Origin of the sequence: Bartonella sp. AP331QHHD (genome assembly GCF_042195905.1) — a bacterium.
Lineage (GTDB): Bacteria > Pseudomonadota > Alphaproteobacteria > Rhizobiales > Rhizobiaceae > Bartonella.
This window is the reverse complement of the sequence record NZ_JBHIPG010000082.1, coordinates 45,962-65,678: the sequence shown is the minus strand read 5'-3', so window position 1 is coordinate 65,678 and position 19,717 is coordinate 45,962. Positions and strand designations below refer to the sequence as shown.

The window sequence follows — 19,717 nt, the reverse complement described above, 5'->3', positions numbered from 1 at the left end:
TATTTTAAGATTTTTTAGGCGAAATACGAGAGTATTTTGATAAATAGAGTTTATGATAATGTCATAGAATTGAATAAAGAAGAAAAATTTTAAAAATGAACTAAAATTCAAAAAATTACATATTTTGTGCAAAAATTTATGAAGAGATGGACTCTATTATGTCAATATTTCATAGAGATTTTCAATTGTAGATACTGAGCAAAAACTATGTGTAAAGCATTGAAATATGCTGATTAATAGATTGTTGATACACTCAAAAAGATAAAAGCTGTTGTTGCGTATCGACCATTTTGCTCTTCCCTTCAATAAATGCTTTTAAGGCTTCGGGATAGAGTTTATGCTCTGCTTTAAGAACTCTTTGTGCTAAGCACTCAGCAGTATCATGGGGATAGACTGGAACGGCTGCTTGGGCAAGGATTTTTCCTGCATCCATGTCTTCTGTAACAAGGTGAACAGTGCAACCCGTGATTTTTACACCTGCTTGTAAAGCTTTTTCATGTGTGTTTAAGCCTTTAAATGAAGGCAAAAGAGAAGGATGAATATTTAGAATTCGTCCTTCATAAAGTTTTACAAAACGTGGTGAGATAAGGCGCATATACCCTGCAAAGCAGAGAAAATCCGGTTTATATTGATTTAAAATTGTAAAAATATTTTCTTCATGCTCTTCTTTTGTTTTGTAAATTTTACGATCAACAATATGAATAGGTAAGTTATGGTTTTGCGCTTTTTCAATACCGTTGGCACGCGGATTATCGCAAATAACCGCGACGATTTCAGCAGGATATGCCGTTTGTTGGCTAGCTTGAGCAAGGGCGACCATATTGGATCCATTACCAGAAATGAAAACGACGATTTGTTTTTTCATAAATGCAGTACCCCTTTATAAAGTATTCCTTTATTTTGATCTTGGCATTTTGTTAAAATGCCAAGGGGAGTTACAGTCTCTCCTTTTCTTTCAAGAGCTTGTGTAATTGTTTCAGCTGCATGCTGTGCTACGATAATGATCATGCCAATACCACAATTAAATGTTCTTAACATTTCTGTTTCTTCTATTTTACCTTGTTTGGCAATCCATGAAAATACTGCTGGAACATTGATGCTAGAAAGATTAATTTCAGCGCAGAGAGAGGATGGAAGGACACGTGGAATATTTTCAGGAAAACCTCCACCCGTAATATGAGCAAGAGCTTTAATCCCTTCATATTTTCGCATGATGGGAAGAAGCGATTTTACATAAATGCGTGTTGGTGTAAGAAGTGCTATACCAAGGCTGCTTTCGGGGGAAAAAGGGGCAGGGTCATTCCATTTGAGATAATTTTGCTGGATGATTCGTCGAACAAGCGAAAAGCCATTGGAATGAATTCCAGAGGCGCTTAGACCTAATATAATATCACCTTCTGTCAAATCTTTTGAAGGGAGTAGCTTGCTACGTTCGCATGCTCCAACAGCAAAACCAGCTAGATCATAATCTCCCTCTGCATACATTCCTGGCATTTCTGCAGTTTCTCCTCCAATAAGGGCAGCACCGGCTTGTTTACATCCTTCTGCAATACCGGAAACAATCGCAGCTCCTTGTTCAGGGTCAAGCTTTCCAGTTGCAAAATAATCCAGAAAAAAGAGAGGTTCAGCCCCTTGTACGAGTAAATCATTGACACACATAGCTACAAGATCAATACCTACAGTGTTATGGTGACCTACTTCAATGGCAATTTTTAATTTTGTTCCCACACCATCATTGGCTGCTACTAGGATAGGATCCGTAAAGCCTGCTGCTTTTAAATCAAAAAGTCCACCAAAACCGCCAATTTCTGCATCTGTTCCGGCTCGTTTTGTTGCGCGTATAAAGGGTTTAATTTTTTCTACCATGGCATTACCCATATCGATGTTTACACCGGCTTTTGCGTAGGTAAGACCAGCTTTGGATTTATCCCCAGCCTTGGATTTATTATTTGTAAGATCTTGATTGCTCATTGGAGCCTTCCTTTAATGGAAAATCAGGTTTTGATATTATGCAATGCCATGATAGAGTTCTCTCTGCAAGAGATATTGATAAGAAAATAAGCAACTTTTCTTGTACCTTATTTTGAAGTTGTTTATAATTTTTTGTGAAGAATTTTTTAGGATATTTTATGAGCAAGATATCAGATAATCACGGACAGTCCTCTTGGCAGCTTATGAGAAAGAAAGTGAGTGAGAATACATCTCGTGATCGTTATAAGACTTATGTGCCAGCGTATACTCAATTACCTTTGCCGAATAATATGAAAAGACAAATCTTTTTTTGGCTTGGTACGCTGATTTTTTTCATTCTTTTTATGTTTGTTTTTGGATCAATTTTGCTTCCTTTTGTGGCAGGGATTGTGTTGGCTTATTTTCTCAATCCCATTGTTCAATTACTTGAAAAATTTGGTATTCGTCGTGTGTTTGGGACTGTCCTTATCACCCTATTTATTGTTATTACCTTTGTTGCTGCTTTAATTATTTTGATTCCTGTTATTAGTTGGCAAATACAGCAATTTATGAGTGATGGTTTACCTGTTTACATTAATCGTATTCAAACCTTTTTTGTTGAGCATGATTTTGATTGGTTAAGGCGCTATTTTGGAAGTGATCCAAATGAATTACGGAATAATATTAAAGGATTTTTGGGAGAAGGTTCGGATTTTATTACGTCTCTTTTGAATTCACTTTTAAAGTCAGGAAAATCAATCGTTAATATCGTTAGCCTATTTGTTGTGGCACCTGTGGTGGCATTTTATATGTTATTAGATTGGCCACGTATGGTAACAGCAATCGATTCGTTAATACCGCGGGATCATCTGGAAACCGTTCGTAGTATTTTTCATGAAATGGATAGAGCTATTGCAGGCTTTGTTCGTGGACAAGGAACAGTTTGTCTCATATTGGGAGGCTATTATGCTATTGGTTTAACGATTGCAGGACTCAATTTTAGTCTTTTGATTGGTATGTTTATTGGTCTTATTAGCTTTGTTCCTTATATCGGCACAATGAGTGGTTTGGTCCTTTCTGTTGGTATTGCATGGGTCCAGTTTTATCCCAATAATTGGGGGGGAATCATTGTTGTGATGGCACTTTTTTTAATTGGTCAATTTATTGAAGGTTATATTCTTCAACCCAAGCTTGTAGGTTCATCAGTGGGATTACATCCCGTATGGTTGATGTTTTCACTTTTTGCTTTTTCTTCACTCTTTGGTTTTACTGGTATGCTTGTTGCTGTTCCTGCGGCAGCGGCTGTTGGCGTTTTAGTTCGTTTTGCTCTTCATACTTATCTGAGTTCTCAGATGTATTCGCGAAGCGGAAATTCGGAGCCGCTAAAATGAATGGGCGTGAAACGCAATTATCTTTAAATTTTCCTTATGATCCGATTTTTCAATTTGAGGATTTAGTGGTAACGGAAAGCAATCGTATGGCTTTTCAGCTTATTGATCACTGGCCCAATTGGAGCTTACCTATTGCAGTTTTGGTTGGTAAAGAAGGATCTGGAAAAACGCATTTTTCTAATATATGGCTCCAAAAAGCAGATGCTTTCAGGATTCAGCACAATGAACTTGATCAGGCTGTTACTATGGCTTCTTTAGGCAGATCATTTTTAATAGAGGATATTGATACAGGTGAAATCAATGAGACAGAACTTTTTCATTTAATTAACAGTATTAAGCAAGCAAATCTTGATGCACGACAGGCTACTTTATTGATGACGGCACAAACACTTCCTTCCGCTTGGAATTTAATGTTAAATGATCTAAAAAGTCGTCTTAATTCGGTGATGTTCGTTGAAATTAATCAGCCTGATGATGCATTGTTAACAGCTGTTGCATTTAAGCTTTTTTCAGATAGGCAACTTATTGTACATCCAGATACGGTTTATTATCTTGTAAGCCGTTGTGAACGTTCTTTATTTTCATTGAAGCGTGTTGTTGATTCTGTTGATCAGTTGGCATTACAAAGAAAAAGAAAAATAACACGTGCTGTTATTGCTGAAGTTTTAAATAGAAGAAATCCGTAAATACTCCTTATCATGGCTTAATTATTCTGTCCTTCTATTATCGTTTCAATATGTGGAAGACAAGTCATTTAAATTTTCTTCTTTTTGGATATCTATATAAGAGTAAAAAATAATATTTTTTACTCTTATCGTGTTTTTATTTTAAATAGCTTTGAGATTTTATTGTATGATGTTGAATTCTTACCATCTTCGCATTTGAAAATTTTTCTAAAAAGAGCGCTTTATTTTATTTATAATAAAACCTTTGTGCTTTGAAAAAATGTTTGTTGTTTATGGGTTTGGATTGTAGAAGATTCTAGAATTTTTAATAAAAGAGTCTTTGGGAAGATAGAAAAAGAGGGGAAAAAAGCTTAATACAGCTGAATTTTTTGGCTTATGTTCTCTTTGGGAAAGTTTTTCTATGATATTTAAGTCATTTTTTCTAAAATTGTATCTGTGGAATGTGTTTTGATACAATGAGAGCTTGCTTAAAACAGGATAAAAATTATGAAGTCCTTATAGAGAAATTCGTTATTTTTTAATATAGATTGGATTTTCTTACGGAAGTTATTTTCTACTATTTGTCAATAAATTTGTTATTGAGTAGGGGGAAAAATTAAAAAATGTGCTTTTTTGTAAAGAAATGCAACAAAATTAAAAAAAAGTGTGTTTTTCTCTTGCACTTCTGTTGTGAAAATTTTAGGAAATGTGCATCAAGTAAATGTAAATGGCGGAGCGTAGCGCAGCCTGGTAGCGCACCTGATTTGGGATCAGGGGGTCGTAGGTTCGAATCCTATCGCTCCGACCATATTTGATTGAGTGTGTGAGAATGACCCAATTGGGTACGTGTGGTGAGAAACTATCATCCAAGCGTTGTGTAATCTGAAGGAAAAAGGCATGATCGCACGTATTTATAGTCCTGCTAAGACAGCTATGCAGTCAGGTAAGGGGAATACAGTTTTTTGGATTCTAGAGTATGAGCCAATGAAAGCAAAAATGCTTGAACCTCTTATGGGCTACACGGCAACGTCTGATATGAATAATCAGGTAAAGATTCGATTTAATAGGAAGGAAGAAGCGATTGCTTTTGCACGTAAGAATGCTATCTCTTACCGTGTAGAAAAGAAACATACATCGATTCGACGTGCTATTTCTTATTCTGATAATTTTCGCAGTGATCGGCAGCATTCTTGGACACATTGAATTGAAGATGCTATTTTGAATTGAGAAAATAATCAGTTGGGTCCCGTAGCTCAGCTGGATAGAGCAACGGCCTTCTAAGCCGTGGGTCACAGGTTCGAATCCTGTCGGGATCACCATGTTTAAATGATATTTATAGGCTATAAAAAGTTAGAGAGTTTTCCTTTTATTCTATTAGCTTATTTTTCTGTATAATCCCGAACCTTTTTGATGTTTTTTGGTTTATTTTGCTGCTACACGTTTTCTGTTGACTGTTTTAGTATAAAATGATGCTGTTTTCTCTTTTTTCAGTAAAAATTGCTTTTGATTGCTGAAACTTTAGCATTGCATATTCTTGCCGCGTGTTGCTACTATATCACATGCTTTAGGAAACAGATTACAAAAACTCTTTTTTATGAGCTTCTTTTCATCTTTCTGAAAATGAATATTTTATTTCTTAGATTAGATTTAAGCATTGCTGCTAGTGCTGGTGAAATTGCCAAAAAACATCTATTGTGATTTTTTTATTTTTTATGAATAATATTATTACGTTTTTTAGCATGATCTTTGGTAAGATCGATTTTGATTAGATACAAGGCATGATGGATTCGATTTAGAACTGTTTATGATGAGAATTTACAGATGGCACAAGAGGTGGAAAATATCTTCTTGTCTTGGAAGCTGTGATTCATAACGAATTACTTCTTTATAGTTTTTTCGTATAAAAAGATGTTATATGTGCCGTCCAGATAAGATATTGTTTTTTTCAATGAGAGACACTTGCGGACAATTTGATTTAACATGATTGTCACTGTTTCTCAGGTAGGGTTATAGGTTTCATCAATGTTTAGGTTTTCTTAGTCTTATAGGTTTAAGAATGTATACTGTGTATTTATATGAATGAAGATAGATTGTATCTTAGAGTTAAATTTTTAGATTTCATATTTACATTTTCAAATGTTTTTTCTTATTTCTTTATAGTTTGTACATCATGTTAGAAGTATTTTAATATTGGATAACAATCACATTAAAATGTTATGCAGATGAGCTTTGAAGATCTAAACTCACACGGTTCAAGGTGATCATTATTTCAATAGGAATACAGTGTGAGGAGAATGCCATTTTACAGGCTTTGTTTTAAGAGATATCTCTTAGAGCTCACTTCACGCTGGCGCTCGTGAATGGTACAATGATAAATCCATTGAGCTCCATCATCTTTACACTTATGAAGAAATAAGCTGACATTATCATACACTTTGCCTATTTGTCAGCCTCCGATGTTGCAATAGATCTCAGCACTTGAGGCATTTATCGGCATTTTTGTGCTTTTTTATACAATTTTTACTTAATATTAATTCCTCTTATGACGTGTAAGAGAGACGGTTTTGTTTAATTCAATATAAATAGGTTTGAAATGAGAAAACATTACGATATTCGGATTTCTCATTCAACATGGCAAACAATAAAACATGATTATAAATCAAATGTATTTTTAGAATGAAAAAAATTGCTTTTATCGTGTTTTTTACTCTTTTTAATATTTTATTATAATCTGTAATTGGTAAACTCAAAATACAGCTCTAAGGTTAAGTGTTTTATATCTATCGAAGTGACTGTGGTTATATCTAACTGTTTGGACAACAAGTTGTATACCAATAGACATGAAAGAATTAAGAAAAACAGGGGATAGATCAGGAAACAAACAATATTTTTTAGAACGGAAGCCTATGCTTGTGGAAAGAATTTTAAAATCAAACTTCTAATCTGTTGCAAAATGAGGCTGTTATTACGTTTGTGATACTTTTAGATGGCTTCCCCTAAGAGGCGCTATCAGAACGTAAAAAATATTAGAAACACTCCGTAAAGTATGCCCTTTGTAGAGGCATATTGCAAAATCTTATTTCCGAATCTTTATTTACGCATCCCGTACCTTGGAAGAATTCAATAATTTATTTATACTATAAAGTTGAATGGTGGGCGTGACAGGGATTGAACCTGTGACCCCTACGATGTCAACGTAGTGCTCTCCCGCTGAGCTACACGCCCATTCATTGATGTTGCATACACCATATAGAATGCCAAACGTCAATGCCTAATTTTATTTTCTCTTTCAACAGATGCAAATAACTTTAAAAAATACTTTTTAAGCAGCGATAAGGATCTTTTCAACCTCATTGACGAGTTCACGTAAGTGAAATGGCTTAGAGAGAACCTTTGCATCAGGAGGGGCATCACTATTTGAATTGAGTGCTACCGCTGCAAAACCCGTAATGAACATTACTCGTAAATCAGGGTCAATCTCAGTAGCACGTCGTGCGAGTTCGATTCCATCCATCTCTGGCATCACAATATCAGTCAGGAGAAGGGAAAATGGCTCTTCTTGTAAACGTTCATATGCGCTAATACCATTATCGAAATCGGCGACTTCGTAGCCTGCACGTTCTAGGGCTTTTACGAGAAAGCGACGCATATCGTTATCATCTTCTGCGAGCAGGATTCGTTTCATGATTATATTCCAATGGCTCCATTTGTCAGAGTTTTGCCGCATCAATTATACAATATAGAGTATTTATAAAAAAGATGGTAAAATGCTCATAATTGAAATGAATGGCAAAATGGTTAATTCTTACATTCTGATTCAAAATACAGCATATTCGTTGTGAGTTGGTTAAATTCGAAATATATGTGATTTTGAAAAAAGAAGGGGTTCTCTAAAACTACTAAGATGATTCATTACTATCTTTTCTTTTAAAGTTACTGATTATTATCAGAATTCCATTAAAAAACTTATGAAAACCGTTATTGTAGGGACTTCCTATATCGAGAAATTAAAAGAATATTATGTTAATTTATTGTTTTTAAAAAGTTCTCCTAAGAAATAGAAATTTTATAGTTATTTGTTTTTATAGAGATTTGTAATAAATATTATAAATGCGCTTTATTTCCAGTTTTTTTCCTTAAATAGATGAAAAATATTGTTTTCCTAGATATAATATTAAATTATCACTTAATAACAGATCAAAAATAGTATTTTGATGCTTTATTTATAAATATGTATCATGTTATATTAAGATAGATTTATTATTTTTATTTATATAAATAGTTTTTTATTAAGTTATTTTTTATGATATAAAATAATATTGTTTAATGTAATGATATACTTTGTATATTAGTTTTTTTATTAGAATGCGTGGTGAATATTTAGGTCATGGCTTGTCTGTAGAGGCTAGAAAACGAATCATATGAGTGGTTGGAAAGTAAAATCCATTATATTAAAAAGTGTTTGTAGATCCAATGCTCGTAGAAAATTTCTTTTTTGATAGGGCGGAGCGGAAATTAAGGTTTAGTGTTATTTTACAGATACATTATCGGGAATAAATGCATCAAATGCAGCCCAAAATTGCTTTTTATAATCTTCGTTAACCATAATTGTATCCAGTTCAGCGCCTGTAATAGTAATACTTTCTGTCAGACGTGTGTGTTGGCATAATTGCTGCACTTCAATGTTGTTTGCAATATTATTTTGATTGGCAAGAATAAAGAGTGTTGGGATTCGTAAATCTCCATGAAGTACATTTCTCTTCACAGAATCAATCGCATTAAATACTGATGCTATCCATTGGGATGTTGGGGGCTTAATGGAAGAGAGCGGCACTTTATGTATGTGTCCCAATTGTATATTTTTTTGTTTTGTTTTGTTTAATTTTTTACCATCTTTCGCTGGTATAAAGCCAAGACCTATATCAGAAAGAAATTGTGTTAATTTATGTTGAAAACCATTTGTTTTATTGCCGAATGGAGCAAAAAGGGGAGAAACACAGAGCAATCTATTAAACTGATGATTAATGAGATCTAATCCGCTAAGTGCTATCAATCCACCTATGCCGTAGGCAAGCATAGAGTAAGGTGGCGGACAATTAGGATAAACAATATTTTTAAGAAATTTATATAAGTCATTAATATCGTTATTTATATCAAAATAATGATGTCTGTTTTGTTTTCTTATCTTGAGGGATGTTTTTTCTTGATCAAACCAGTCAAATATTGCTGTATGAAAACCGCGTTTAGAAATTTCATTTATTAATAAAAAATATTTTTCTAAAGCATTTGCGTAGCTTTTGAGAATAACAATTGTTCCCTTAGATTTTTCCACCTCAGGATATGTTATAGCAAAACGAATTTCATGATCTATTGCTATTTTAAGAGTACCATGATGGACATTAAGAGGAGTGGCCCCCCAGTCTATGGGATAAAGAGGTGTTTCCAATTGAAATCCTTTACAGTGTATTTGCTGCTTAGTGCTTTGACATTTATGTAATGAAGAAAAAGGATTTAAAAAGGGGTATATTGCTTTTTAGATAGTTTTTATCAATTTAGGTCCCAAAGAGTTGAAATAAAGAAAAACGATTACTAGATAATATAGTGCGGTTGCCATGATGGGGCCGCAGGTTCACAAGTAAGTTTGCCATGTGGGAACTTTGTGAATTAGTTATAAATTATAGTCGCTCTAGAGGAGGGCAATATTATGCGTCAAGTAGATTTTTCACCATTTTATCGTTCCACAGTAGGTTTTGATCATCTTTTTAACTGGTTTGATTCTAGAACACAACCAGACGAAGTTTCTTCTTATCCCCCTTATAATATCGAGCGTTTAACTGAAGATTCTTATAGAATTTCTATGGCTGTTGCTGGTTTTTCTCAAGATGAAATTGATATTGAAACGCATTGTAACCAGCTGATCGTTAAGGGAGACAGAAAGTCTAAAAATGATGATGAAGAGCGAGAATTCCTTTATCGAGGTATTGCTTCTCGTGCTTTTGAACGGCGTTTTCATTTGGCTGATCATGTTAAGGTTATTGGGGCAGAACTTGGAGATGGGCTTCTTCATATTCAGCTTAAAAGGGAAATGCCAGCTGAATTAAAACCCAAAAAGATAACCGTACAGATGTCACCATCCATTACAAAAAATGATAACAGCGACGTTATCGTGTAAAGAAAATTTAGAAAATATGAGATCGGATAATTATAAATTTTTCTGAAAAATAAAAAACGCGAGGCAAAAGGTCTCGCGTTTCGTATGTGTTTTCCTAAGAACGAAGCGCATTTTAATAAAAAAGCTTATCTCGAATTTATGATAAAATATCATTGCACATTATTCTACGTTGAAGAAAAAGTTCATGTGTGTGCAATTGAAATGCATAATGATTCACTTTTTAAGTAAGCTTATTTATAGCATTTTAAAAATGGTCGGAGCGGCGGGATTTGAACCCACGACCCCTTGACCCCCAGTCAAGTGCGCTACCAAGCTGCGCTACGCTCCGAGTTCGTGTAAAACGATTAAATGACTGTTTCTTTAAAGGCAAGAGAAAAAATAAACAGAATAAAATCTAAAATGCTCTTGCACTTAGAGCTTTTGAAAGTAAAAATTTTGGACATCAATATTTTGTTGTTAATTCAAGATAAATAACGAATTTGTAAAATTCTTTGTGATCATTAAATTTTTAGCTCTATAGTTAATAGATGTATGCATTTAATTACTTTTGAGATTGTGAGGAGGGGGGTAAGATTGGTGTAGAAGGTATGAATTGGAGCAAATGAGTGCTGAAGGTATATTTTTTTCTTACCTAATCGTTACTTTTCTAAAAAGATAAAGATTTTCAAAAGAAGAGGAGTGAATATATGGTTTTGAAAAGTTTTCGTTTTTTAGAGTTTTATAGACGAGGTATTTTCATTTTATATGGATAAAAAATTGTAAGTTCTGGATTGTATAATCACAAATCTCATTTTACGGGTATGTATTTTTATCCAAATAAACAAGATCAGAATGCTTTAATTTATGTTTTGTTGTTTTTTTTCTAAAATATCAGATAAAATATTATAGAGGAAAAACTTTCAAAGTGTCTATTGAACTAAGAAAAGAGTAAACTATGAGCCGTTTTTCGGTAATAAATTTGACGCAAGCAGCAGTGGATCGTGTTAAAGCGATTATGGATGCAAAAGATGCACAGGGTATTCTTGTTGGTATCAAAAAAGGTGGTTGTGCAGGGATGGAGTATACAATTACTCTTGTCAAAGAAAAGGGGATAGATGCGGATGTTGTTGAAGTGAATGGTGCCCGTGTTTTTGTAGCACATGATGCGGTATTATTTTTATTAGGGACGCAGATGGATTATGAAGTGACAACGCTGCGGTCTGGTTTTATCTTTAAAAATCCTAATCAAGTTTCAGCATGCGGGTGTGGCGAATCGGTGGAACTTCGTCCTGCTATGCAGGATCAATATAAAACAAATTGAGCTGAGCTAAATTATAATTTAGTAATTTTAGAGGGGCTTGTTCTTTTAGGTAGAAGAAATCTACTATTTTTTATTGTTCATTTTTAGCTTGCTTCCAAAGTGCTTCCATTTCATTCAAGGATGTGTCAGTGAGTGTTTTAGATTGAGTGGATAGCTTTTCTTCAATATAGGCGAAACGATTTCGAAATTTTATATTCGTTTTTTTTTTAATGCTTTTTGTGAATCAATCGCTAAGTGGCGCGCGAGGTTAAGGAGTATAAAGTAGAGATCTCCAAACTCTGCTTCTATCTCTGAGTTTTGTTTATTTTTGATGGCTTCTTTGAGCTCTTCGAGTTCTTCTTCTATTTTTTCAAAAACTTTATCACTTTTTTGCCAATCAAAACCTACTTTAGCTGCTGCTTCTTGTAAAGCAAGTGCCTCTTGGTTTGCTGGCTGGATTTGTTTTACTTTTGCGAGTATGCTTGTGGAGGAATTGTTGTTTTTTTCTTCGCACATTCTTTTTTGTTCAACCTGTTCTCTTTTTTTTATATATTCCCACTCCTCTTTTATAAATCCTCGTTTTTTTTGCTCGGTATTTCCAAAAACATGAGGATGGCGTCGAATCATTTTTTCTGTGATTGCATAAACAACATCTTCAAAAGTAAAGCTGCCTTCTTCTTGTGCTATGGTAGCATGATAGACAACTTGTAAAAGAAGATCCCCAAGTTCTTCACAGAGATCCTTTCGATTCTTTCGTTCAATGGCATCGATGACTTCGTAAACTTCTTCGAGCATATAGGGTATGAGGGATTCAAAAGTTTGTTTTTTATGCCAGATACAACCATTATCAGAGTTTCGTAATGCAGTGATAATTGCAGTGAGATCTTTGATATCTTTTGAGGCTAACATTTTGCACTTCCTTTGTAAGCAATAGAGCTTATGTTAGATGTCCCAACGTCTATGTAACCACATCCATTGTCCAGGATATTCACGGACCCAAGATTCAACAATATCATTTAATTTTTGCGTAGAAGCAGCTATATCGATATCATTTTTTTCATCACGTGGAAGTTCTACATGTTCATATAACTCTAAACGATGACGTCCACTAGGCAAACGAATACAACGTGCTGGATAAATATCACAGTCATATTGTCGAGCAAGTTTTATAATTAAGGGGTTTGTTTTAAGAGGTCTGTTAAAAAATGTTCCCATGATACCGCGGCGAAATTTTTGATCAACGAGCATACCAACATTTTCACCTTCTTCTAATTTGGCTGCTAATGCCCATGCTGCTCCGGCCTTGGAGGGAACAAGGTGTCCCATAGAAGTTTGTCGTGCTTTAAGGATTCGTTTGGCAACATAGGGATTATTGGGTGGTCTAAATAATACCGTAACATTAAGATCAAAACTTTGTGCACAAATAGGCAGAAGTTCAAAATTGCCAGTATGTGCGGTGAAAAAAATATGTGGTTTTTTTTCATTTTTTAATCGCTCAAATATTTCAATGCCTTTAACCTCAATGAAACCTGGCTCGTCTGCATGAGGATCAAAATCAAAAATTTTATCAAGAAAAATATATTCAGCTAGGAAACGTCCTATATTTTCCCACATTTCTATTGCAATCGCACGGAGTTCTTGCTCTGTTTTTTCTGGATATGCACTCCTAAGGTTTGCAAGTGTGATTTGATGACGATGTACAAGGGGACCAATTTTTTTTGCTAACCAAGCAAAAAAAGAAATTCCCATTTTGGCTGGAAAACATTTTAGAATAAATAAAGAACCAAAGAGTAGATATGCCCATAACAAGTAGGATATTTTTTTAGCTATAATTTTAATACGATATATGAGATTTTTAAGAGAAAGCTTCATCATGATTTAATCGATTTTAAGGATAATTTTACCAAAAACATCACGACTCTCCATTCGTTTTAAAGCTGTATCAATTTCATCCAGCCCAACAATTGTATCAATGACAGGGTGTACGGCTTTTTGTGCCATTTTTTGCATGGCATTTTTCATATTTTCCATACGGCAGCCAAATGAACCGAATATCTTGAGCTGTTGCTGGAATAATTGCATGAGATTTATTGGTGCTGAAACACCAGAGGTAGAACCGCAAGTCACTAAGCGTGCTCCTTTTTTCATACATAACAGAGAACCGTTCCATGTATCGACACCAACATGCTCAAAAACAACATCAACACCTTTTTTTTGGGTTAATTTACGCACTACACCTTCAAAACGATCTTTACGATAATTAATCACATGATCTGCCCCAAGAGAGTGCGCTTTTGCAATTTTTTCATCTGAACCTACAGTTGTGATAACTGTACAGCCCATGTGTTTTGCAAGTTGAATGGCTGCAGAACCAATACCTGAGCCACCAGCCTGTATCAGGATTGTTTCTCCTGCTTGTAGTTTTGCGTTATCGAAAAGCATATGTTCTACGGTACCAAAAGTAATTGGAGCAACTGCTGCTTGCAATTCATCACATTGGGGTGGTGATGGAACCAATAAACGTGCTGGCAAATTGACAAGCTCACACGCAAATCCATCAAGATGAAAACCGTAGACTCCCTTTACCTGACTGCAAAGATTATCCCGTCCTTCATGACAAGCTTGGCATACTCCGCAGGTTTGTGCACCATAAATTGAGACAATCTGTCCAAGTTGGAGATGTTCAACACCATCTCCTATTTGTATAACCTCACCAGAGGCTTCTGCACCAATGATGAGTGGCATTTTTCTTTTCGCAAAAGCCATGCCACGCCATCCCCATACATCAATATGATTAAGAGCAACGGCTTTTATCCGCACAGTTACTTCACCTATACTAGGTGAAGATGGCGGGGAAATATTGGTGATTTCAAGCCGACGATCATCGAAGAGTTGCAGTGCACGCATTATCATCCCCCTTAAATATATTATTAGGTTAGCGTTATAAAATTTTATTATTAAAGGATTATCCTTTATATGCAGTGATAACAAGACTCATATTTTGACCACCAAATCCAAATGAGTTTGACAAAACCGCATTGACACAGGCCTTACGGCTATGATGAGGAACAACATCTAAAGGGATCGCAGGGTCAGGATTATCATAATTTATTGTCGGTGGAAGTATCCCCGATTGAATGGTTAAAAGCGAAAAAACCGCTTCTATTGCACCAGCAGCAGTTAATGTATGTCCAATCATTGATTTATTAGAAGAGACTGGAATATGCTTTAAAAGATCACCGAATACTGTTGATAATGCAAGATATTCCATTTTCTCATTTTCAGGTGTTGAAGTTCCGTGGGCATTAATATAGTCAATTTCATTGATGGTTATTTTTGCATCGTCTAAAGCTTTACGAACGGATTCAATTGCTGGTGATGCATCGGGTTTTGAACGTGTACGGTGAAAGTCATCGGCGGTTTCTCCACAGCCAGCTAAAATTCCTAAAACTGTAGCATTACGGTTTAATGCGCTTTGAAGAGATTCAAGAACAAGAGCGCCTGAGCCTTCTGCCATAACAAAACCATCTCGATCACGGCTAAAGGGTTTTGCTGCTTTTTCTGGAGGCTCATTCTGAGTTGAAAGAGCAGATAGTAACGAAAAACGGATGAGAGATTCTGCTGAAACTGATCCATCTGTCGCAATTATGAGAGCTCGATTTGTTTCTCCCCGTCTAATAGACTCAACACCTAATTGAATTGCTGTTGCACCAGATGCACAGGCAGTGGAAAGTGTAACAGGAAGTCCTTTTGTGCCAAATGTTTTTTGAAGTTTTTCTGCAATTGCACCAAATTGTGTGGCTTCAAAAAGCGTCTCATGGAGTTTATCCTTACAGACTTTAAGAAGATGTGCATAAGAAGGCTCATTATTGAATTCTTCCTCTTGATCAAGACTAAAACGTGCTTTCCATTCAAGTTCAACAGGAGGAGCAGCTAGAAAGAGTGGTCCATTAAAGTTTTTTTTATCAATAGCAGCTTGTTCTAAAGCTTCTTCAGCAGAAAGATGTGCAAGCTTCTCAGAGAGAGCTGAAGCACCAAGTGTACTTTCTTTAAGAAAATCAATTGTTCCAGCAATATATGTATTTAATCCCTCAACGGGAAAACGTGTTATTTTGTGGATACCACTTACACCGCTTGTTAATTTTTGCCAATTTTCATGTTTCCCTTGTCCCAGTGATGTGACAATGCCTGCACCAGTTATTGCTACAAGTGGACGCCCAAAATGATCATGATATTTCACTATAGAAATTCCCCTTCAAACAGCAGTAAGACGCACAATACCTTCAGCTCTTTTTATACCAATCGTTGTAACAAATATTTCACGTACTTCTTTAGAAAAAGGTTTTTCATGAGGACTTAACGCTGGAAAACCGCGTTTTTTTTCAATTGAAAGTGCTGCAAGAGCTAGAGCTAGAGGAAATTGTGCTTCCCGCATATAACCAAATAATGTTGTAATGCCACGGTAAGATAGATCAGCATTATCAAGAGCATTTTGTTCTGCTTTTGTTGCTTCGTGAGCTCCTGAGGCTGCTGAAATGGCTAAGGCAGATTTAGCGCCCGCAGTTTTTAACATTGTTGCAATTGAATCTCTAAGTGGAATTTTGGTTCTATCTGTTTGGTCTGTAATAATTTGGCTAATTTCAGCATAAGCACGTGCGTTGCGTTTTTTGGCATGTTCTCCACTTTCAATAACTAGGAAGATCCCACCAGAACCTGCTATGACACCGCCGCCTGGATAGATTCCACGATCCCACACGGGGCTCCATCCATTATGGGTTAAAAGACCACCAAGCTCATGCGCCAACAACATATCATAACTTTGTGCATTATAGGAACTTCCTACAAGAGCATGGGTACTTTGACCTGATTTAATACGAGCTACAGCAATTTGAAGTGCAGAAAGACCACTGCCTTCTTCTCCCATAAATGTACGAGATGATCCAGTGACTTTATGAACAATTGAAATGTTTCCTGCCAAAAGGTTTGAAAGTTGTGCCAAAAATAATGTTGGACGAAGTTCAGTTGAAAGAGCAACATTTAACATAGAAGCATGATCGGCAACAGCGCGCGCTTTAGAAAGAATCTGTGTATCAACAGTAATATCACGTTCTCCCCCACTTGCCGCTACGATCATATCCATTGTTGAAGTGAGTTGTTCATTATTTTTCATGCCGGCATCATCAAGAGCAAGACCAGCCGCATAGGTACCAAGACGCTGCCATGTTCCCATTTGCCGTTGATCACTTTTTTTAGGAATTTGTAAACTCCAATCAATTTCGGGCAATTTATGAACCGTGTAAGGTGAAAAAGTTGTATAATCTAGGTTTGGTGTACGGATTGGATCATTTAAGAGATTCCAATGTTGATCAGTTCCTTCCCCCAGAGAGCTTATGAGACCTATACCAGTGATGAATACAGATTGATCATGCATGGCGAAAAAACTACTCCGCCTGTTTTAAGGCAACGAGATCATCAATTTTTGCACAAAGGTTTTTAAGAACAAAGTATTCTTCTGTTGCAACGGTACCTTCGTTGACTTCTTGTGTCCATTGTTCTAGAGGGACTTTTATTCCAAAAGCTTTATCAATAGCGAAAACAATATCAAGAAAATCAAGACTGTCGATTCCTAAATCGTCAATTGTATGACTCTCAGGTGTAATTGTATTGCGATCAATTTCACTGATTTCTGCAATGATATCAGCAACTTTATCAAACGTGGAAGGCAATGTACGGATTCCTTATTATAGAGTTAGTAAATTCAAAATACATTTAATATTATTCTTCTAGCCTTTTTTCTCTTTAAAAAAAAGACTTAATCCAGAATATAGCTGTCTTTATCTATAGAGAAAAGAGGTTTACAGTACATGAAATACTATATCTCAATATTTAAAAAACTTTGAAATTTTATTGCGCATTTATTTTACGAGACTATTTTTTCTATTGGCAGCAAGGACAGCAAGGGCTGTTATATTAACAACTCCCCGAGAAGTTACTGAAGGTGTTAAGATATGGGCGGGACGTGCTGCCCCGATTAGAATAGGACCAACATGGAGTGCATTTGTGAGGCTTTTAACAGTGTTGAGCGTGATATTGGCTGAATCAAGTGTTGGAAAGACAAGCAAATTAGCTTCACTTTTAAGACGAGAATTAGGAAAAACACGATCACGAAAAACTTTGGAAAGGGCAGCATCAGCATGCATTTCACCATCTGCTTCTAAATCAGGGTGTAATTTGGCAAGAATTTCTGTTGCACGTCGCATTTTACGCGCACTTTCTGTGTTTTTAGAACCAAAGTTTGAGTGTGATAATAAGGCTGCTTTTGGTGTTATTCCAAATGCTTCAACTTCTTGAGCTGCCAACACAGTCATTTCAGCGATTTCTTCTGCAGAAGGATTTTCATTGACGTAAGTATCTGTGAGGAAAAGAGTACGTTGTTGAGAGATAAGCAAACTCATAGCAGAAAAACGGTGAACATGAGGATCAAGACCGATAATTTGTTCAATCAATTCAAGTTGACGTTCAAAGCGTCCTTCTAAGCCGCAAATCATTGCATCTGCTTCTTCACGCATAACGGCAAGGGCAGCAATAGCCGTTGTTGATGTTCTCACTACTGTTTTTGCCATTTCAGGCGTAACACCACGCCTCCCTGTATAATGAAAAAATAAATTAACATAATCACGAAAACGTGGATCATCTTCAGGGTTTGTTAATTCAAAATCTATACCGGGACGAATTCTTAAACCAAAGCGTTTTAATCTTGCTTCTACGACATGTGGACGGCCGATAAGGAGGGGCGTTGCTGTTTGTTCTTCAATGACAACTTGTGCCGCACGAAGGACGCGTTCATCTTCACCATTGGCATAGATGACGCGTTTACGTTTTGCTGTTTTTGCTGCAGCAAAAACAGGTTTCATTGTTAAACCAGAAAGAAAGACAAATCGATTGAGGATATCATAGTAGGCCTCCATATCTTCAATGGGACGAATGGCAACACCAGTTGTCATTGCTGCTTTAGCAACAGCGGGGGCAATACGCAGTATTAAACGCGGATCAAAAGGAGAGGGGATTAGATAGTCTGGTCCAAAATTGGGTGGTTCTTTTGAGTATGCACGTGCTACAACATCTGAAGTTTCTTCACGTGCAAGGGCAGCAATCGCATGAACAGCGGCCATTTTCATTTCTTCATTAATTGCACTAGCACCTACGTCTAATGCACCACGGAAGATATAGGGAAAACAAAGGACATTATTAACTTGATTGGGATAATCAGAGCGTCCTGTGCAGATCATTGCATCTGGTCGTATAGAGCGTGCTTCTTCAGGCATAATTTCTGGTACTGGATTAGCCAGTGCTAAAATGAGTGGATTTTGAGCCATTCTTTTAAGATATTCAGGCTTTAAAACACCACCTGCAGATAGGCCTAGAAAAATATCCGCATCATCAATAATATCAGATAAAGTTCGTGCGTCCGTTTTTTGTGCGTAATTGATTTTCCAACGATCCATAAGGGTCTTGCGACCTTCATAAACAACTCCCTCTAAGTCACTAAGCCAAATATTTTCAACTTTTGCCCCAAGACGAACCAAAAGATTAAGGCAAGCGAGGGCAGCAGCACCTGCACCTGAGGTAACTATTTTTGCATTTTCAATTTTTTTTCCTGAAAGATTTAAGGCATTTAATACAGCCGCAGAAACAATAATGGCAGTTCCATGTTGGTCATCATGAAAAACTGGAATTTTCATTTTAGCACGAAGCTTTTCTTCGATGTCAAAACATTCAGGAGCCTTAATGTCTTCAAGATTAATACCACCAAATGTAGGTTCTAAAGTCGATACCGTTTGTACCATTTGTTCTATATCGGATGCATCAATTTCAATATCAAAGACATCAATATTCGCAAATTTTTTGAATAAAACGGCTTTACCTTCCATAACTGGCTTTGAAGCAAGAGGGCCAATATTTCCTAAACCAAGAACAGCAGTTCCATTGGATATAACAGCGACTAAATTAGAACGGGAGGTATATTGAGCAGCAAGATTAGGATCTTCATGAATTGCAAGACATGGTGCAGCAACACCTGGAGAATAAGCAAGAGCTAAATCACGTTGGTTATCAAGAGGTTTTGTTGCTTGTATTTCCAATTTTCCAGGTTTAGGGTACTGGTGATAAAAAAGTGCGGCACTGTCAAGTTCAGCTTTTGGTGAACTGAAATCACTATTTCGTTCTCTAGACATTTTTATGATATCCAAGTTAGCGTATG

The 19,717-nt window shown here is 36.0% G+C and carries 15 protein-coding genes, 4 tRNA genes and 1 pseudogene; 7 read left to right on the top strand and 13 right to left on the bottom strand.

The genetic code is table 11. From position 1 onward, the window contains the following. Nucleotides 1-253 precede the first annotated feature (253 nt). Together purN and purM are read right to left on the bottom strand one after the other, a co-directional pair. Nucleotides 254-865, bottom strand: a complete 612-nt coding sequence (purN, locus tag ACFIMS_RS09210) for a phosphoribosylglycinamide formyltransferase (RefSeq protein WP_375613082.1) — start codon at nucleotides 863-865, stop codon at nucleotides 254-256. Next, entirely contained in the window at nucleotides 862-1,971 is a 1,110-nt protein-coding gene (gene purM / locus ACFIMS_RS09205) for a phosphoribosylformylglycinamidine cyclo-ligase (RefSeq protein WP_375613081.1), read from the bottom strand. The genes purN and purM overlap by 4 nt, the downstream gene beginning before the upstream one ends. Nucleotides 1,972-2,129: 158 nt before the next feature. On the opposite strand from purM, the gene ACFIMS_RS09200 reads away from it, so the two are divergent. The 5 genes from ACFIMS_RS09200 (at nucleotide 2,130) to ACFIMS_RS09180 (ending at nucleotide 5,325) form a co-directional block, all read left to right on the top strand. Further along, nucleotides 2,130-3,341 carry an AI-2E family transporter gene (locus tag ACFIMS_RS09200; RefSeq protein ID WP_375630182.1) on the top strand — a complete coding sequence of 404 codons (1,212 nt, stop codon included), beginning with the start codon at nucleotides 2,130-2,132 and terminating at the stop codon, nucleotides 3,339-3,341. Then, a complete protein-coding gene (gene hdaA / locus ACFIMS_RS09195; RefSeq protein WP_375671874.1) occupies nucleotides 3,338-4,027 on the top strand; it encodes a DnaA regulatory inactivator HdaA in 690 nt (229 codons plus the stop codon). Before ACFIMS_RS09200 ends, hdaA begins: the two co-directional genes overlap by 4 nt. A 710-nt stretch (nucleotides 4,028-4,737) precedes the next feature. Then, nucleotides 4,738-4,814 (top strand) — tRNA-Pro (locus ACFIMS_RS09190). A gap of 89 nt (nucleotides 4,815-4,903) precedes the next feature. After that, entirely contained in the window at nucleotides 4,904-5,209 is a 306-nt protein-coding gene (locus ACFIMS_RS09185; protein WP_375671875.1) for an ETC complex I subunit, read from the top strand. 39 nt (nucleotides 5,210-5,248) lie between these two features. Then, nucleotides 5,249-5,325 (top strand) — tRNA-Arg (locus ACFIMS_RS09180). Nucleotides 5,326-7,156: 1,831 nt separating this feature from the next. Here ACFIMS_RS09180 and ACFIMS_RS09175 read toward each other — a convergent pair. The 3 genes from ACFIMS_RS09175 to ACFIMS_RS09165 all read right to left on the bottom strand — a co-directional run bounded on the left by ACFIMS_RS09175 (nucleotide 7,157) and on the right by ACFIMS_RS09165 (nucleotide 9,452). Further along, nucleotides 7,157-7,231, bottom strand: a tRNA-Val gene (locus ACFIMS_RS09175). A 97-nt stretch (nucleotides 7,232-7,328) separates the two neighbouring features. Further along, nucleotides 7,329-7,691: a cell cycle two-component system response regulator CpdR gene (gene cpdR, locus ACFIMS_RS09170; RefSeq protein WP_005773448.1), complete on the bottom strand. Its 363-nt coding sequence runs from the start codon at nucleotides 7,689-7,691 to the stop codon at nucleotides 7,329-7,331. A gap of 843 nt (nucleotides 7,692-8,534) precedes the next feature. After that, nucleotides 8,535-9,452 (bottom strand): alpha/beta hydrolase, encoded by a 918-nt coding sequence (locus ACFIMS_RS09165; protein ID WP_375629406.1) that lies wholly within the window; start codon nucleotides 9,450-9,452, stop codon nucleotides 8,535-8,537. Between the two features lie 258 nt (nucleotides 9,453-9,710). Between ACFIMS_RS09165 and ACFIMS_RS09160 the strand changes: the two genes are divergently transcribed. Next, nucleotides 9,711-10,178 carry an Hsp20 family protein gene (locus tag ACFIMS_RS09160; RefSeq protein ID WP_375613075.1) on the top strand — a complete coding sequence of 156 codons (468 nt, stop codon included), beginning with the start codon at nucleotides 9,711-9,713 and terminating at the stop codon, nucleotides 10,176-10,178. A 251-nt stretch (nucleotides 10,179-10,429) separates the two neighbouring features. Here the strand turns inward: ACFIMS_RS09160 and ACFIMS_RS09155 are convergent. Then, nucleotides 10,430-10,506, bottom strand: a tRNA-Pro gene (locus ACFIMS_RS09155). Between the two features lie 606 nt (nucleotides 10,507-11,112). Here ACFIMS_RS09155 and ACFIMS_RS09150 point away from each other — a divergent pair. Beyond that, nucleotides 11,113-11,478 (top strand): iron-sulfur cluster assembly accessory protein, encoded by a 366-nt coding sequence (locus tag ACFIMS_RS09150; protein ID WP_375681227.1) that lies wholly within the window; start codon nucleotides 11,113-11,115, stop codon nucleotides 11,476-11,478. Between the two features lie 70 nt (nucleotides 11,479-11,548). Here ACFIMS_RS09150 and mazG read toward each other — a convergent pair. From mazG to ACFIMS_RS09115, 7 genes and pseudogenes are all read right to left on the bottom strand, one after another. After that, nucleotides 11,549-12,366 (bottom strand): annotated as a pseudogene (gene mazG / locus ACFIMS_RS09145) (nucleoside triphosphate pyrophosphohydrolase). 33 nt (nucleotides 12,367-12,399) lie between these two features. Beyond that, complete coding sequence (locus tag ACFIMS_RS09140; RefSeq protein WP_273791402.1) at nucleotides 12,400-13,329, bottom strand: lipid A biosynthesis lauroyl acyltransferase; 930 nt, start codon at nucleotides 13,327-13,329, stop codon at nucleotides 12,400-12,402. A gap of 6 nt (nucleotides 13,330-13,335) precedes the next feature. Continuing rightward, complete coding sequence (locus ACFIMS_RS09135) at nucleotides 13,336-14,364, bottom strand: zinc-binding dehydrogenase (protein ID WP_375637475.1); 1,029 nt, start codon at nucleotides 14,362-14,364, stop codon at nucleotides 13,336-13,338. A 58-nt stretch (nucleotides 14,365-14,422) separates the two neighbouring features. Further along, a complete protein-coding gene (locus ACFIMS_RS09130; protein WP_375696684.1) occupies nucleotides 14,423-15,697 on the bottom strand; it encodes a beta-ketoacyl-ACP synthase in 1,275 nt (424 codons plus the stop codon). A 15-nt stretch (nucleotides 15,698-15,712) separates the two neighbouring features. After that, complete coding sequence (locus ACFIMS_RS09125) at nucleotides 15,713-16,888, bottom strand: beta-ketoacyl-ACP synthase (RefSeq protein WP_375613070.1); 1,176 nt, start codon at nucleotides 16,886-16,888, stop codon at nucleotides 15,713-15,715. 10 nt (nucleotides 16,889-16,898) lie between these two features. Further along, complete coding sequence (locus ACFIMS_RS09120) at nucleotides 16,899-17,183, bottom strand: acyl carrier protein (protein ID WP_005773457.1); 285 nt, start codon at nucleotides 17,181-17,183, stop codon at nucleotides 16,899-16,901. 189 nt (nucleotides 17,184-17,372) lie between these two features. Beyond that, entirely contained in the window at nucleotides 17,373-19,691 is a 2,319-nt protein-coding gene (locus ACFIMS_RS09115) for an NADP-dependent malic enzyme (RefSeq protein WP_375611563.1), read from the bottom strand. Nucleotides 19,692-19,717: the final 26 nt, after the last annotated feature.